This is a genomic window from Rhodanobacter sp. G1 (genome assembly GCF_055397855.1).
Window position 1 is genome coordinate 1,247,013 of record NZ_AP039674.1, and the last position, 14,542, is coordinate 1,261,554.

The window sequence follows — 14,542 nt, forward strand, 5'->3', positions numbered from 1 at the left end:
GCGAATCGATGGATACGCAACCGACGCTGATCGACGGACGCCTGCACGACCTCGGCGACGGCTTCGCCGTGCGCCGCCTGCTGCCGGTGCTCGATGCGCGCCACGTGGGGCCGTTCGTGTTCTACGACCACATGGGCCCGGTGGATTTCGCACCCGGCAAGGGCATGGACGTGCGGCCGCATCCGCACATCGGCCTGGCCACCGTGACCTGGCTGTTCGACGGCAGCATCCGCCACCGCGACAGCCTCGGCAGCCTCGCCGACATCCGCCCCGGCGCGGTGAACTGGATGACCGCCGGCCGCGGCATCGTGCACTCCGAGCGTACGCCGCCGGAAGCGCGCGCTGCGGGCCAGCGCCTGCACGGCATCCAGGTGTGGGTGGCGCTGCCGCGCGAGCAGGCGGAGGTCGATCCCGAGTTCCACCATCATGATTCGGATGCATTGCCGCGCATCCGGCAGGCCGGCGTCGAGCTGGTGCTGATCGCCGGCACGGGCTGGGGCGCGGCCTCGCCGGTGAAGGTGTACGCGCCAATGTTCTTCGCCGAGGCGCAAATGGCTGCCGGCGCCGAACTTGCTTTTCCGGCGGAACATGCCGAGCACGGCGTGCACGTGGTCGAGGGCGAATTGTCGTGGGGCGGGCTGGCCGTGGCCGCGGGACGCATGGCGGTGCAGTCCGGCGACGCGCCCGTGCTCAAGGCGAACCGCGCCAGTCGCGTGATGCTGTTCGGCGGCGCGCCGCTGGATGGCGAGCGCCATCTGTGGTGGAACTTCGTGGCCGCCAGCAGTGAGCGCATCGAGCAAGCCAAGGCCGACTGGCGCGAGGGGCGCTTCCCCGTCGTGCCCGGCGACGAGCAGGAATTCATCCCGCTGCCGGGTTGAGGGTTCGAGATGGCCGAATTCGCCAGCTTCCGTGCGTTCTATCCCTACTACCTGGGCGAACACGCCAACCGCCTGTGCCGGCGCTGGCATTTCGTCGGCAGCACGCTGGTGCTGCTGATCCTGCTGCTGGCATTCGCCAGCGGGCGGCTGGCGTGGCTGTGGCTGCTGCCGGTGGCCGGCTACGGCTGCGCGTGGATCGGCCACTTCGTGTACGAGAAGAACCGCCCGGCCACGTTCCGCCACCCGCTCTACAGCCTGATGGGCGACTGGGTGATGTACGCGCAGATGCTGCGCGGCAAGGTCAGTTTCTAGCGCCGGCCTGCGACAGGAGCCCGTTCGCGTTGAGCGCAGCGGAACGAAGTTCCGCGAAGTCGAAACGCCTGGGGCGAACGGGCTTTTGAACGGTGCTCAGCGGTACTTCTGGTGGCAGTCCTGGCAGGCCTCGCCGACCGGCTTCAGCGCCGTGGCCAGCGCCGCGCAGGTGGCCGGTGCGGAGACGGCAGCTTGCTGCAGGCTGGCCTGCAGCTTGTTCGCGGCGTCGCCGAAGCCCTGGTCGGCGATGCCGAAGGTGGGCACGATGTCGGTGGCGGTGGATTCGAGGCGCAGCAGGTGGTGCTGGATCGTCGTCGCGTCGCACTTCTGCGCCTTCATCGCCTGCTTCAGCTCGCCCATGTGGTAGCCCATGGTGTGCATCACCGCCTTGGGCATGGGGTTGCGCGCGGCCAGCGCGTTCATCACCTGGGACGTGCCGATCACGCCGATGACCAGGCCGAGCAGGATCAACAGTGCTGCGCGCATCGTGGCGGTTCCTCGTGGAAATGCGCTGAGCATAACCCGGGCGGCGATAGAATCTCGCGTCCCGCAGCAAGGCCGTACCCCATGAGCGACTCCGATTTCCCCCACGAACGCTTCGCCGGCATCGAGCGCCTGTACGGCGCCGGCAGCGTGGCGAAGCTGGCGCAGCGCCACGTCTGCGTGGTGGGCGTGGGTGGCGTGGGCTCGTGGGCGGCCGAGGCGCTGGCGCGCAGCGGCGTGGGGCGGCTTACCCTGATCGACGCCGACGAGGTCTGCGTCTCCAACACCAACCGGCAGATGCACGCGCTGGACGGCGAGTTCGGCAAGCCCAAGGTGGGCGTGATGGCCGCGCGGCTGCATGCGATCAACCCGGCCCTGCGGCTGGAAGGCATCGAGCGCTTCCTCACCACCTCCACGCTGGACGAGCTGCTGGATCGCGGCTACGACGCGGTGCTGGACGCCTGCGACGCCTTCCGCGTGAAGCTGGAGATGATCGCGTGGTGCCGTCGCCGCAAGCTGCCCATCGTCAGCGTGGGCTCGGCCGGCGGGCGCACCGATCCCACCCAGATCCGCGTGCGCGACCTCTCGCGCACCGAGCACGACGCGATGTTCAGCCTGATCCGCAAGAAGCTCCGCACGGACTTCAACTTTCCGCGCAATCCGGATCGCTACTTCGGCGTGTCGGCGGTGTATTCGCTGCAGAACGTGCAGTACCCGCAGCCCGACGGCACGGTGTGCGGCAACCGCCCGCCCGGCGGCGATGCACTGAATCTCGCCTGCGGCGGCGGGCTGGGCGCGGCCACGCACGTCACCGGCGCGTTCGCGTTCGCGGCGGTGGGCAAGGTGATGGAGCGCCTGCTGCAGGCCGGTCAGGGCTGATTGCCGGCCTCGTCCGTTCCGCTGGTGCGGTTGCCACCCGCCTTCTTGGCCCGGTACATGGCATGGTCGGCGGCCTTGCCCAGCTGTTCGCTGCTTTCGCCGTCGAGCGGATACGTGGCCACGCCGATGCTGGCCGAGATGCGGATCATCTGGCCTTGCAGCAGGAAGGTCTGGGTCAGCGTGGTGCGGATGCGTTCGGCGACTTCCACGGCGTGCGCGGGCGCGGCCAGCGCATCGAGCAGCACCACGAACTCGTCGCCGCCGACGCGCGCCGCGGTGTCGTGCTCGCGCAGGCAGCCGCGGATGCGCGCGGCGACCTCGCACAGCAGCAGGTCGCCGACGGCGTGGCCGTGCAGGTCGTTGACCAGCTTGAAGCCGTCCAAGTCGATGTAGAGCAAGGCCGCCAGCGCCTTCGTGCGCGCGGCGTTGTCCAGCGTGGCCTGCAGGCGGCTGTGGAACAGGATGCGATTGGGCAGGTCGGTCAGCGGGTCGTGCAGGGCGAGATGGTGCAGCTGAACCTGATCCTGCTTGCGCTCGATCACCGTGCCAAGCTGGGTGGCGACGAACTCCAGCAGCTCGGCGTCGGCCTTGGTGTGGCTGGCCCCGCCCTGGCGCTCCACGACCAGCGCGCCGATCGGGTTCTTCTTCGCGTACAGCGGCACACCCAGCCAGTGCGAGCCCCCGGCGGCGGCCTGTACGGCCTTGTTGTTGCGGATCACCTCGGCGGCAAGGCTGCCGGCCGTGGGCGGCGCCTCGCCGCCGCAGGCCGCGTACGGCACTTCAAGGCGGCCGTCCGCCGGGTTGCGCAGGGCGACGATGAAGCTCGCCATGGGCAGGATGCCGTCGACGATGCGGTGCACCTGCCCGAACACGGCGGGCAGATCCTGCGCCGCATGTGCCGTCTCGGAGATCGCGTGCAGCGCCAGCCGCATCGACTCGGCGCGCTTGAGCTCGGTGATGTCGCGGGCCACGGCGATCCGCACCCGGTCGGCCTCGGACCAGCGCGCCGACCACATGATGTGCACGACTTGCCCGTCCTTGCGCACGTAGCGGTTCTGGAAATTGGATGCGTGCTGGCCGGCCATGATAGCCGCGGCGGTGCGCAGGGTGACGTCGCGATCCTCGGGATGCACCAGCTCGATCATCCGTCTGCCGATCACCTCTTCGGGGGCGTAGCCGAAGATGCGCTCGAAAGCGGCGCTGACGAAGACATACTGCCCGTCCGCGTCAACGATGCAGACGGCGTCCAGCAGCAGGTCGAGGATCTTGCCCAGCGGGGCGGAGAAAGTCGTTTCCATCGGGTTCCGGCGCGTCGCGGTGTTCGTGTCGGAAGCAGGAAAGCACGGGGCGTGCCATTGGGCCGGCGTCGTCGGGCCGGACACGGCGGATCCTTGCGACGAACCCGCCTGTCCGGCGGCGCGGCCATCACCAGCCCATGTAATGACCGCCGTTGATCGCCAGGTTCGCGCCGGTGATCCACGCCGCCTCGTCGCCGGTGAAGAAGGCCACGGCGTGGGCGATCTCGTCGGGACGGCCGAGGCGGCCCACCGGGATCTGCGCCACAATCTTGGCGCGCACGTCCTCGGGCACCGCCATCACCATGTCGGTGCCCACGTAGCCGGGCGAGACGGTATTGACGGTGATGCCGAACTTGGCGTTTTCCTGCGCCAGCGAAATGGTGAAGCCGTGCATGCCGGCCTTGGCGGCGGCGTAGTTGGCCTGGCCGTACTGGCCCTTCTGGCCGTTGATCGAGCTGATCTGCACGATGCGGCCCCACTTGCGCTCGCGCATGCCCTCGATCACCGGGCGGGTGACGTTGAAGCAGGCGTTGAGGTTGGTGTTCAGCACCTCCGTCCACTGCTGGTAGCTCATCTTGTGGAAGGTGGTGTCGCGGGTGATGCCGGCATTGTTGACCAGGATGTCCACCGGGCCGCACTGGCTGGCGATCTCCTGGATCATCGTTTCGCAGGACGCGGGGTCGGAGACGTCGCCGGACACCATGCACACCTCGATGCCTTCGTCGGCCATGGCCTTGCGCCACGCTTCGGCTTTCTCCGCGTTGCGGTAGTTGGTGGCGACCCGGTGCCCCTGCCGGGCGAGGTAGCGCACGATGGCGCTGCCGATGCCGCCGGTGCCGCCCGTAACCAAAGCCGTGCGCTGCGTCATGTCGAATCTCCTGGGGGTGGGTGGCGGCGGGCGCGGCGCGCGGCGGTCGGTGACCGGCGTTGGCCCGCACGTCGGATTTATAACTGCTCAGCCCGCAAAGTAACCGCTGCATTGCGGCATGCGTTCCGGGTCGAAGTGCCGCAATGCGGTGGCGAGCAGGGCGGCTGCGTCGGGGACATCCGCGGGCACCGGCTGGCCGAGGAAAGCCAGCGCGCGGCGCAGCGCCGGCAGCGGCTCGGCCGGATCGACCGGCAGCGCCTGCGACGACTTGGACAGCTTGCGCCCCTGCGCGTCCAGCGCCAGCGGCAGGTGCAGGTAGCGCGGCGTGGGCAGGCCCAGCAGGCGCTGCAGGTGGATCTGCCGCGGCGTGGAGTCGAGCAGGTCGCAGCCGCGCACCACCTCGGTGATGCCCTGGTGGGCGTCGTCCACCACGCAGGCGAGCTGGTAGGAATACAGGCCCTCGACGCGGCGTATCACGAAGTCGCCCGCGGCCTCGCGCAGGTTCTGCCGCTGCGGCCCCTGCAGGGCGTCGTCGAAGGCGATCTCGACGTCCGGTGTGCGCAATCGCCATGCGGGTTCGCGGGTCGGGTCGGGCGCGCTGGCGCAGCGGCCGTCGCGATGCGGCCCGGCGGCGGCCAGTTCGCTGCGGCTGCACCAGCAGGGGAACACCGCATCCATCCTGCGCAGCTGCGCAAAGGCCGCGTCGTAGGCGTCGCTGCGTTGCGACTGCCACAGTACCGGTTCGTCCGCGGCCAGGCCGAACGCCGGCAGCGCGGCGAGGATGGCGGCGGCCGAGCCGGGAACCTCGCGCGGCGGGTCGATGTCTTCCATGCGCAACAACCACTGGCCACCGGCCTGCCGCGCGCGCAGCCAACTGCCCACGGCGGCGGCCAGCGAGCCGAAGTGCAGCAGGCCGGTGGGCGAGGGGGCGAAGCGTCCACGGTAATCCATGCGTGGAAGTCTGCCTGTCTGCCAGCCTGCTGGCGAGCGGGCGCACGCTTGAAAAGGCCCGGCAACGCCTACACTCATCGCCCAGATTCCCGTTCCCGTGACTGCCAAAGAGACAGCCATGCGCCGCGTCGTCCTTTTCCTCGGTACCAACCTCGCCGTGCTGTTCCTGCTCGGCATCGTCTGCCACCTGTTCGGGGTGGATCAGATGGCCGCCGCGCAGGGTCTGGGCGGCAGCACGGGCCTGCTGATCTATGCCGCGGCGTTCGGCATGGGTGGCGCCTTCATCTCGTTGGCCATGTCGAAATGGATGGCCAAGATGAGCACCGGCGCGCGGGTGATCGGGCAACCCGAGAACGAAACCGAGCGCTGGCTGCTGGACACCGTGCGCCGGCACGCCCAGAACGCCGGCATCGGCATGCCCGAGGTGGCGATCTACGACGCGCCGGAAATGAACGCGTTTGCCACCGGCATGACGAAGAACAGCGCACTGGTGGCGGTGAGCACCGGCCTGCTGCAGCAAATGGATCGCGAGCAGGTGGCCGCCGTGCTCGGCCACGAGATCGGCCACGTCGCCAACGGCGACATGGTGACCATGACCCTGATCCAGGGCGTGCTGAACACGCTGGTGATCCTTGCCGCGCGCATCGTGGGCCGGCTGGTGGACAGCTGGCTGTCCGGAGGCCGCGACGACAATCGCGGCGGCAGCGGCATCGGCTACTTCGTCACCGTGATCGTGCTGCAGCTGGTGTTCGGCCTGTTCGCCTCGATGATCGTGATGGCCTTCTCGCGCTGGCGCGAGTTCCACGCCGACGCGGCCGGCGCGAAGCTGGCCGGGCGCGGCGCGATGGTTTCCGCGCTGCAGCGCCTCAAGGGTGACCATGGCGAGAACACCCTGCCGAAGACGCTGGCGGCGTTCGGCATCTCCGGCCCGCTGGCGCAGGGTTTCCAGCGCCTGTTCATGAGCCACCCGCCACTGGACGAGCGCATCGCGGCGCTGCAGAACGCCAGGAACTGAGTTTTCGCCGTCATTCCGGCGCAGGCCGGAATCCAGTGAAATGCCCGTGCGAAGCACTCGAAACTTCGGATGCTACTGTCACTGGATTCCGGACTGCGCCGGAATGACGACCAGGCAATCAACGCAAGAATGGATGACACGCAATGACTACCGAAACACGCAAATTCGAAGCCGAAGTCGCCCAGGTGCTGCACCTGGTTACCCATTCGCTGTACTCGCACAAGGAGATCTTCCTGCGCGAGCTGATCTCCAACGCCTCCGACGCCTGCGACAAGCTGCGCTTCGAGTCGCTGGGCAAGCCCGAGCTGCTGGGCGGCGACGGCGAGCTGCACATCGACGTGAGCTGGGACGAGGCGGCGCGCACCATCACCGTGCGCGACAACGGCATCGGCATGACGCGCGACGAGGTGGTGGCGAACATCGGCACCATCGCCAGTTCCGGCACGCGCCGCTTCCTGGAGGCGATGAGCGGCGAGCAGAAGGCCGACGCGCGCCTGATCGGCCAGTTCGGCGTGGGCTTCTATTCCGCCTTCGTGGTGGCCGACAAGGTCACCGTGCTGACTCGCCGCGCCGACGCGCCGGCGGGCGAGGGCGTGAAGTGGGAGAGCGACGGCAAGGGCGAGTACGCGCTGGAGCAGGTCGAGCAGGCCGAACGCGGCACGTCGGTTGTCCTGCACCTCAAGGCCGACGAGGACGAGTTCCTCAAGGCCTGGCAGCTGAAGTCGCTGATCCGCAAGTACTCCGACCACGTGGCCTTTCCGATTCGCGTGCCGGTGGAGAAGGACGGCAAGCCCACGGACGAGTGGGAAACCGTCAACGACGCCTCGGCGCTGTGGGCGAAGCCCAAGTCCGAGATTTCCGACGCGGACTACATCGGCTTCTACAAGTCGCTGGGCCACGATTTCAACGATCCGCTGGCGTGGACGCACAACCGCGTCGAAGGCAGCCAGAGCTTCACCACGCTGCTCTACATTCCCGCGCAGCCGCCGTTCGACCTGATGATGGGCGGCCGCGACGAGCGCAAGGGCCTCAAGCTCTACATCAAGCGCGTCTTCATCATGGACGCGGCCGAGGAGCTGCTGCCCAACTACCTGCGCTTCGTGCGCGGCGTGGTGGATGCCGACGACCTGCCGCTCAATGTCAGTCGCGAAATCCTGCAGCACAACCGCCAGCTGGAGCGCATCAAGGCCGCTTGCGTGAAGCGCGTGCTGGATCTGATCGAGAAGCTGGCGAAGGACGAGCCGGAGAAGTTCGCCACCTTCCTCAAGGCCTTCGGCAACACGCTGAAGGAAGGCATCAGCGAGGACGCGACGAACCGCGAGCGCATCGCCAAGCTGCTGCGCTTCGCCTCCACCAAAGGCGAAGGCGCGAAGCAGACGGTATCGCTGGACGACTACGTCGGCCGCATGGCGGTGGGCCAGGACGCGATCTGGTACATCACCGCCGACAGCTACGCCGCCGCCGCCGGCAGCCCGCAGCTCGAGGCGTTCCGCGCCAAGGGCATCGAGGTGCTGCTGATGTTTGACCGCATCGACGAGTGGATGGTCGGCTACCTCGCGGAATACGAAGGCAAGAAGCTGCGCAATGTCGCCAAGGGCGAGCTGCCGCTGGACGAGGCCGACAAGAAGAAGCAGGAGGAAGCGGCGAAGGAAGCCGAGCCGCTGCTAAAGAAGCTCAAGGAACTGCTCGGCGACCGCGTGGGCGATGTGAAGGTGTCCGCGCGCCTTACCGATTCGCCCTCCTGTCTTGCTCTCAACGACTACGACATGGCGCCGCATCTCGCGCGCCTGCTGCGCGAGGCCGGCCAGGAACTGCCCGAGAGCAAGCCCACCCTGGAGGTCAATCCGCAGCACGCCCTGCTCAAGCGCGTCGAGGGGGAGGCGGACGAAGCGAAGGCGAAGGATCTGGCCACGTTGCTGCTGGAGCAGGCCGAGATCGCCGCCGGCGCGCAACTGGCCGATCCGGCTGCGTTCGTGCAGCGCATGAACCGGGTGCTGCTGGGCAGCTGAGTTCACGCCAACGCCGCATGAAAAAGGCCCGTCGTTCGCGGCGGGCCTTTTTTCGTTGCGTCGCCATTTGGTAGCAGGTGCCCCAACGACGTGATCCGGGTCTCACACGCATCACGGGCTTTGTGTGCCTGTTCCCAGTGTGTGTTGGCTGAGCGCAGCAGCTCCTTGCATTCGGTCGGGAGTGTCGGATACGCCTCCAGATCCGCCAGCGCCCGGCGCAAAGCCGTGTCACTGCGCGCCATCACGATTCCGAACCCGGCCAGGATGCCGCGCAGCCGATTGTTGATAGCCAAGCCTTCGGCCTTGTAGCCCTCCCGCACACGGTGCCAAGCCAGCCGTGCCTGCTGATCCACGTCGACCGGAATAAACCGCATATTGCCTTGCCGGGCTGCGGTGGCGATGGCTTCCGGATTGTCGTGATCGTTCTTGGCCATCAGATTTTTGCGAAACGGGGCTATGAACTGGGTCGCCATCAGTCGTGGTACCAAGCCATGCTCCAAACTGCGTCGGCCCCGGTGATGCGCTCCGGTACACGCTTCCATGGCAATCACCGTGCCTGCCGGAACTTGTGCAAGCCACAGCGCAAACGCATCCCGCTGCAGATCCTGCCGACGCATCACGCGTCCTGCAGCGTTGACCCCACAGATGGAAAACACGTTTTTCGCCAAGTCGATGCCAATCGTGGTTACCGTGTTCATGGAGACTTCCTCTTCTGCTGACGGTTGTGCCAACACCATCATGGCCCTCGAGGTCGATAGGACGAGGAAGTCTCTTTATTACTCTCTGATTTATTCCCCCTATCGCGCATCCTAGCGTCATCCCATCAGACTATGCGCACCATGAAACAGACCACCTTCGCTTCATTGACCTTCGACGCCAAGAAGAAGCGCACGCGCCGTGAGGTATTTCTGGCGGAGATGGATCAAGTGATACCGTGGTCGAAGCTCGAAGCGATCATCGAGGCGCACTATTCGAAGGCGGGTTGCCGTGGTCATCCGCTGATACCGCTGGGGACAATGTTGCGCATCCACTTCATGCAGCAGTGGTCGGCCCTGAGTGGCCGAAGCGGATTCCTGCGCGCAGCGATCGCCGCACTTGCCGCCATCCTTGTGCTGAAGCTTTACCATGGGCACATGTCCGAATCGTCCGCCCTGAATTTCCGTCCGGCCGCCGCCGCTGATATCCCCGCCATCGTGGCCTTGGTCGAATCCGCCTATCGCGGAGACTCCGGCCGGCGGGGCTGGACCACTGAATCCGACCTGTTGGACGGCCAGCGCACCGATGCCGCTGATGTTTCAGTGCGCCTCGATCAACCGTACAGCGTGGTTCTGCTGGCCGAACGCGATGGAGTGCTGCTGGCGTGCTGCCACATCGAGCGGCAGGGCGACTCAGGCTACTTCGGTTTGTTCGCCGTCGATCCATTGCAGCAGGGCGGTGGCTTGGGCAAGGCCGTAATGGCTGAAGCCGAGCGCATCGTGCGCGAGGTGTGGGGTTGCCGTGCGATGCACATGACGACCATCGTGCAGCGCGCGGAGCTGATCGCCTTCTACGAGCGCCGCGGTTACCGCCGCACCGGCGAGTTCCAGCCCTTTCCCTACGGCGACGAGCGCTTCGGCATCCCGCGCCGCGACGACCTGCGTTTCGAAGTGCTGCGCAAGGAGCTGGCATGAGCCTGGCAGACGAAGGCTGGGTGTGCGTGGGCGCGCGCAGCGAACTGCTGCCGGGCGAGTTCAAGCTGGTGTACGACGGGGACACGCCCATCGCCGTGTACAACATCGACGGCGACCTCTATGCGGTCGAGGACACCTGCACGCACGACGGCGGCGATCTTGCCGGCGGCGAAGTGCACGGCTTCGAGGTGGAATGCCCGCGCCACGGCGCGCGTTTCGACCTGCGCAGCGGCGCGGTGACCTGTCCGCCGGCCTACGAGCCTATCGCGCATTTCCCCGTGCAAGAGGAAGACGGCGCGATCTGGACGCGCGACGACCGTTGATGGCCGGCGTCTCGCCATGATGCGAGGAGGGAGAGGGTGGCGATGAGGCATTCGTGGCGGGTGGTGCTGGCGTTCGCACTCCTGTGGCTGTTGTACCAGTCCGCCGAGGGCGTGGGCATGCTTTGGCTGCACAACACTGCGGTGCGTGATGTGTTGATGACGGCCAGCGTGCTGCTGGCGTGGCCATTGTCGCGTTGGCTGGGTTGGCGCGGTTTTGGCGCGTATGCGCTGGATGGAGATGGATGGTGGCGGTGGTTGCCGGGTTGCCTGCTGCTGGCGGTGCTGGCGAAGTTCGTCGCGGTATGGGCGGGGTTGCGGCTTGGCGTGTACGTGGCAGACGCGCAGGCGCCCGCGGCTACGCCGGCTGACCTGATGGCGGCCTTGCCGATGTTGTTGCTGGGTACCTTCGTGCCCTCGCTTGCCGAGGACATCCTCACTCGCGGCTACTGGTATCGCGCCGCCGGCATTCGCTGGCGCAGCGGCGCGTTGTTCGTGCTTGTTTCCGCCGCGATCTTCGTGTTCAACCACATCTATCGGCTCGGCAATGGACGGCAGGAATGGGGGCTGCTGTTCGCCTTCGGCCTGCCTTACGCGACGGCGCTATGGCGCAGCGGGAGCCTGTGGGCGGCTTTGGGGCTGGAATCTGGGCAACGGCTTGCAGGCATCGCTGATGCCGGTGGAATCGCGTGGCGTACACGGCGCTGCCATCCTGTCCATTGCGGCGCATCTGGCGATGTTGGCCATCGTGCTGCTGGCGACCTGGCGTCTTCAAGAAAGAAAGTAGACGCAGTGAGCTGGCTGCGCGAGCCGTACTGGCTTATCGAGGGGCGTGTCGTTGGGGCAGGCCGTGGCGCAGGACGGCAATGCCAGACACGACAAGGCGAGCAACAGGTGCGAACGGGACTGGACACGGGCAGGCAGGGTGCCGCGTCGCTTTGACGGGTTGTCCGTGCGCCCGGTTGTCAAAGGCGATGCATCCGTTCCGCCGCAGTTCGGCTGTCCGCCGATGGCTGAACGACTCGCCCACTACGGGGCACCGAGGGCAGCCGCCTGCGGCTGCACCAGCGCAGTGCGCGCATCGCACAAACGGGAAAGGGCGCCGAAAGGCAGCTTGCCTAACGTGCGACTCATGACCGTTGTGAGTGCGCCACTGATGCCCGTTTCCGGCTGGACCATCCTCTGTGATTTCGACGGCACGATTTCCGTCGAGGACGTGATCGACTCGTTGCTCGACCGTTTCGGTCGCCCCGGCTGGGAAGTGCTGGAGCAGGACTGGCGTGCCGGACGCATCGGCTCGCGCGAGTGCATGTCGGGCCAGGTCGGGCTGCTGCAGATGACGCGCGCCGAGCTGGACGAGCACCTGCGCGAGCTGTGGATCGACCACGCCTTCCCGGGCTTCGTGGCCAAGGCGCGCGAACTCGGCGTGCCGATCCGCATCGTCAGCGACGGCCTCGACTACGCGATCCACCAGATCCTCGGCCGCTACGGCCTGGACGACCTGCCGCTGGCCGCCAACCACCTTGCGCCGGCCACGCCGCCGAAGCAGTGGCAGCTCACCTCGCCGTTCCAGGCCGAGGGTTGCCGCAGCGGCACCTGCAAATGCGCCTGCGTGGCGCAGGCGCGCACCACGGGCGCCAAGACCCTGCTGATAGGCGACGGCGCCTCGGATTTCTGCGCGGCCGACCGCGTGGACTTCGTGTTCGCCAAGCACCGCCTGATCGAACACTGTCGCGCCGCCGGCATCCCCTATGTGCCGATCACCGGCTTCGAGGACGCGCTGGAGTTCCTGCCTCGCCTGCTCGACGGCAGCCTGCCGCGCCACGCGCACCATCACGAGACGACGGCGGCCTGATCGGCCGCTTCGCCGCATTCCCGAAATCGCTCCCCCGGAATCCAATCCATGAACATCGACAAGAACGCCGTCGGTTTCATCGACGACGCGCAACTGCTCGCCGACGAGGCCAAGTACAGCTCCTTCGGCGACACCGTGCACTACGTGGATCCGCCGAAGATCTTCCGCCACGGCGAAGGCAGCTGGATGATCGACACCGCCGGCACGCGCTTCCTCGATCTGCAGATGTGGTATTCGGCGGTCAACTTCGGCTACGGCAACAAGCGCCTCAACGACGCGCTGAAGAAGCAGATCGACGTGCTGCCGCAGGTGGCCAGCCAGTACCTGCACCAGACCCGCATCGAGCTGGCCAAGACCATCGCGCTGGACGCGAAGAAGAAGTTCGGCCTCGACGGCCGCGTGCACTTCAACGTGGGTGGTGCGCAGGCGATCGAGGATTCGCTGAAGCTGGTGCGCAACGCCAGCAACGGCAAGAGCCTGATGTTCGCCTTCGAGGGCGGTTACCACGGCCGCACGCTGGGCGCCTCGTCGATCACCTCCAGCTACCGCTACCGCCGCCGCTTCGGCCACTTCGGCGAGCGCGCGATGTTCCTGCCGTTCCCGTATCCGTTCCGCCGCCCCAAGGGCATGACGCCGGAAGAATATTCCGACAGCTGCGTGCGCCAGTTCGAGCGCCTGTTCGAGACCGAATACAACGGCGTGTGGGATCCCAAGACCGGCCAGTGCGAATACGCCGCGTTCTACGTCGAGCCGATCCAGGGCACCGGCGGCTACGTGCTGCCGCCGATGGGCTTCTTCAAGGGCCTGAAGAAGGTGCTGGACAAGTACGGCATCCTGATGGTGTCCGACGAGATCCAGATGGGCTTCTGGCGTACCGGCAAGCTGTGGTCGATCGAGAACTTCGGCGTGACGCCGGACATCGTGGTGTTCGGCAAGGCGCTGACCAACGGTCTGAACCCGCTGTCTGGCCTGTGGGCGCGCGAAGAGTTGATCAACCCGACCGTGTTCCCGCCGGGCTCGACCCATTCGACGTTCAATTCCAACCCGCTCGGCACCTCGCTGGGCCTGGAAGTGATCAAGATGGGCTACGAGCTGGACTACGAGACCAGCGTGCCGAAGAAGGGCGCGCACTTCCTCGAAGGCCTGCGCGAGCTGCAGAAGAAGCACAAGGAAATCGGCGACGTGGATGGTCTGGGCCTCGCGCTACGCGCCGAGATCTGCACCGACGACGGCTTCACTCCGAACAAGGCGCTGCTCGACAAGATGGTCGACATCGGCCTCGCCGGCGACCTGGAGCACAACGGCAAGAAGATCGGCCTCGTGCTCGATGTGGGCGGCTGGTACAAGAACGTGATCACGTTCGCGCCGTCGCTGGACATCACCCACGAGGAGATCGACCTGGCGATGTCGCTGCTGGATCAGCTGCTGACCAAGGCCAAGAAGGGCTGATGGTGTCCCTGCGGCCGGCCTGGCGTCAGCCGGGCCGGCGCAGCGGTGCATGCAGCGAGCCCATGGCCCAGCCTTCCCTGTCGCAAGGCATCCGCATCGCGGACTTCGATCCACGCTGGCGCGCTGCGTTCGCGGCGCTCAACATCGAGTGGCTGGAGCGTTGGTTCACGGTCGAGGCCTACGACCGCGAAGTGCTGGAGAACCCCGAGCGATTCATTCTCGCCAGCGGCGGGCGCATCCTGTTCGCCATCGACGAGGCGGAGCGCGCGCTCGGCACCGTGGCCCTGAAGCACGAGGGCGACGGCGTCTACGAACTCACCAAGATGGCGGTGTCGCCCGATGCGCGCGGCCATGGCGTAGGGCGCTTGCTGATGCAGGCGGCGCTTGACCTGTACCGCACGCTGCCCGCACGCGAATTGTTCCTGGAATCGAGCAGCCTGCTCGGGCCTGCGCTGGCGTTGTACGAAAGCGTCGGTTTCCGCCATCGCCCCGCGCCGCGCGCGGGTTCGCACTACGCGCGGGCGGATGTGTACATGGTCTGGGAGCCTTGAGCTG

15 protein-coding genes and 2 pseudogenes are annotated in these 14,542 nt (G+C 66.9%); 12 read left to right on the top strand and 5 right to left on the bottom strand.

What is annotated here, in order from left to right:
* Window positions 1–8: 8 nt before the first annotated feature.
* The gene (locus ACZ5Z2_RS05605; RefSeq protein WP_464760967.1) at window positions 9–878 is read left to right on the top strand and encodes a pirin family protein; all 870 of its coding nucleotides are present in this window, start codon (window positions 9–11) and stop codon (window positions 876–878) included.
* A 9-nt stretch (window positions 879–887) separates the two neighbouring features.
* Window positions 888–1,190: an Mpo1-like protein gene (locus tag ACZ5Z2_RS05610; protein ID WP_192164935.1), complete on the top strand. Its 303-nt coding sequence runs from the start codon at window positions 888–890 to the stop codon at window positions 1,188–1,190.
* Window positions 1,191–1,286: 96 nt separating this feature from the next.
* On the opposite strand, the gene ACZ5Z2_RS05615 is transcribed toward ACZ5Z2_RS05610, so the two are convergent.
* On the bottom strand, window positions 1,287–1,676 hold the full coding sequence (locus ACZ5Z2_RS05615) for a cytochrome c (protein ID WP_464760968.1): 390 nt from the start codon (window positions 1,674–1,676) through the stop codon (window positions 1,287–1,289).
* Window positions 1,677–1,757: 81 nt separating this feature from the next.
* On the opposite strand from ACZ5Z2_RS05615, the gene ACZ5Z2_RS05620 reads away from it, so the two are divergent.
* Complete coding sequence (locus ACZ5Z2_RS05620) at window positions 1,758–2,552, top strand: tRNA threonylcarbamoyladenosine dehydratase (RefSeq protein WP_464760969.1); 795 nt, start codon at window positions 1,758–1,760, stop codon at window positions 2,550–2,552.
* Here ACZ5Z2_RS05620 and ACZ5Z2_RS05625 read toward each other — a convergent pair.
* The 3 genes from ACZ5Z2_RS05625 to gluQRS form a co-directional block, all read right to left on the bottom strand.
* Window positions 2,543–3,850, bottom strand: coding sequence for a diguanylate cyclase domain-containing protein (locus ACZ5Z2_RS05625; RefSeq protein WP_464760970.1), 1,308 nt, complete (start codon window positions 3,848–3,850; stop codon window positions 2,543–2,545). The two genes, ACZ5Z2_RS05620 and ACZ5Z2_RS05625, sit on opposite strands and share 10 nt — an antisense overlap.
* Window positions 3,851–3,977: 127 nt before the next feature.
* Window positions 3,978–4,718, bottom strand: coding sequence for an acetoacetyl-CoA reductase (gene phbB / locus ACZ5Z2_RS05630; protein WP_464760971.1), 741 nt, complete (start codon window positions 4,716–4,718; stop codon window positions 3,978–3,980).
* Between the two features lie 87 nt (window positions 4,719–4,805).
* On the bottom strand, window positions 4,806–5,669 hold the full coding sequence (gene gluQRS, locus ACZ5Z2_RS05635) for a tRNA glutamyl-Q(34) synthetase GluQRS (RefSeq protein ID WP_464760972.1): 864 nt from the start codon (window positions 5,667–5,669) through the stop codon (window positions 4,806–4,808).
* A gap of 118 nt (window positions 5,670–5,787) precedes the next feature.
* Here gluQRS and htpX point away from each other — a divergent pair, with 118 nt between their 5' ends.
* Window positions 5,788–6,684, top strand: a complete 897-nt coding sequence (gene htpX / locus ACZ5Z2_RS05640) for a protease HtpX (protein ID WP_464760973.1) — start codon at window positions 5,788–5,790, stop codon at window positions 6,682–6,684.
* A 143-nt stretch (window positions 6,685–6,827) separates the two neighbouring features.
* Complete coding sequence (htpG, locus tag ACZ5Z2_RS05645; protein WP_464760974.1) at window positions 6,828–8,693, top strand: molecular chaperone HtpG; 1,866 nt, start codon at window positions 6,828–6,830, stop codon at window positions 8,691–8,693.
* An 86-nt stretch (window positions 8,694–8,779) separates the two neighbouring features.
* Here htpG and ACZ5Z2_RS05650 read toward each other — a convergent pair.
* Window positions 8,780–9,391, bottom strand: a pseudogene (locus ACZ5Z2_RS05650) (transposase); the annotation flags it as partial.
* A 141-nt stretch (window positions 9,392–9,532) separates the two neighbouring features.
* Here ACZ5Z2_RS05650 and ACZ5Z2_RS05655 point away from each other — a divergent pair.
* The 7 genes and pseudogenes from ACZ5Z2_RS05655 to ACZ5Z2_RS05685 all read left to right on the top strand — a co-directional run.
* Window positions 9,533–9,751 (top strand): annotated as a pseudogene (locus ACZ5Z2_RS05655) (transposase); the annotation flags it as partial.
* Window positions 9,752–9,826: 75 nt separating this feature from the next.
* On the top strand, window positions 9,827–10,363 hold the full coding sequence (locus ACZ5Z2_RS05660; RefSeq protein ID WP_464761670.1) for a GNAT family N-acetyltransferase: 537 nt from the start codon (window positions 9,827–9,829) through the stop codon (window positions 10,361–10,363).
* A complete protein-coding gene (locus tag ACZ5Z2_RS05665; RefSeq protein ID WP_464760975.1) occupies window positions 10,360–10,686 on the top strand; it encodes a non-heme iron oxygenase ferredoxin subunit in 327 nt (108 codons plus the stop codon). Before ACZ5Z2_RS05660 ends, ACZ5Z2_RS05665 begins: the two co-directional genes overlap by 4 nt.
* A 60-nt stretch (window positions 10,687–10,746) precedes the next feature.
* Complete coding sequence (locus tag ACZ5Z2_RS05670; RefSeq protein ID WP_464760976.1) at window positions 10,747–11,625, top strand: CPBP family intramembrane glutamic endopeptidase; 879 nt, start codon at window positions 10,747–10,749, stop codon at window positions 11,623–11,625.
* Window positions 11,626–11,839: 214 nt separating this feature from the next.
* Complete coding sequence (locus ACZ5Z2_RS05675) at window positions 11,840–12,538, top strand: MtnX-like HAD-IB family phosphatase (RefSeq protein WP_464761671.1); 699 nt, start codon at window positions 11,840–11,842, stop codon at window positions 12,536–12,538.
* A 48-nt stretch (window positions 12,539–12,586) separates the two neighbouring features.
* A complete protein-coding gene (locus ACZ5Z2_RS05680; protein ID WP_464760977.1) occupies window positions 12,587–13,987 on the top strand; it encodes an aspartate aminotransferase family protein in 1,401 nt (466 codons plus the stop codon).
* A 62-nt stretch (window positions 13,988–14,049) separates the two neighbouring features.
* Window positions 14,050–14,538, top strand: coding sequence for a GNAT family N-acetyltransferase (locus ACZ5Z2_RS05685; protein ID WP_464760978.1), 489 nt, complete (start codon window positions 14,050–14,052; stop codon window positions 14,536–14,538).
* Window positions 14,539–14,542: the final 4 nt, after the last annotated feature.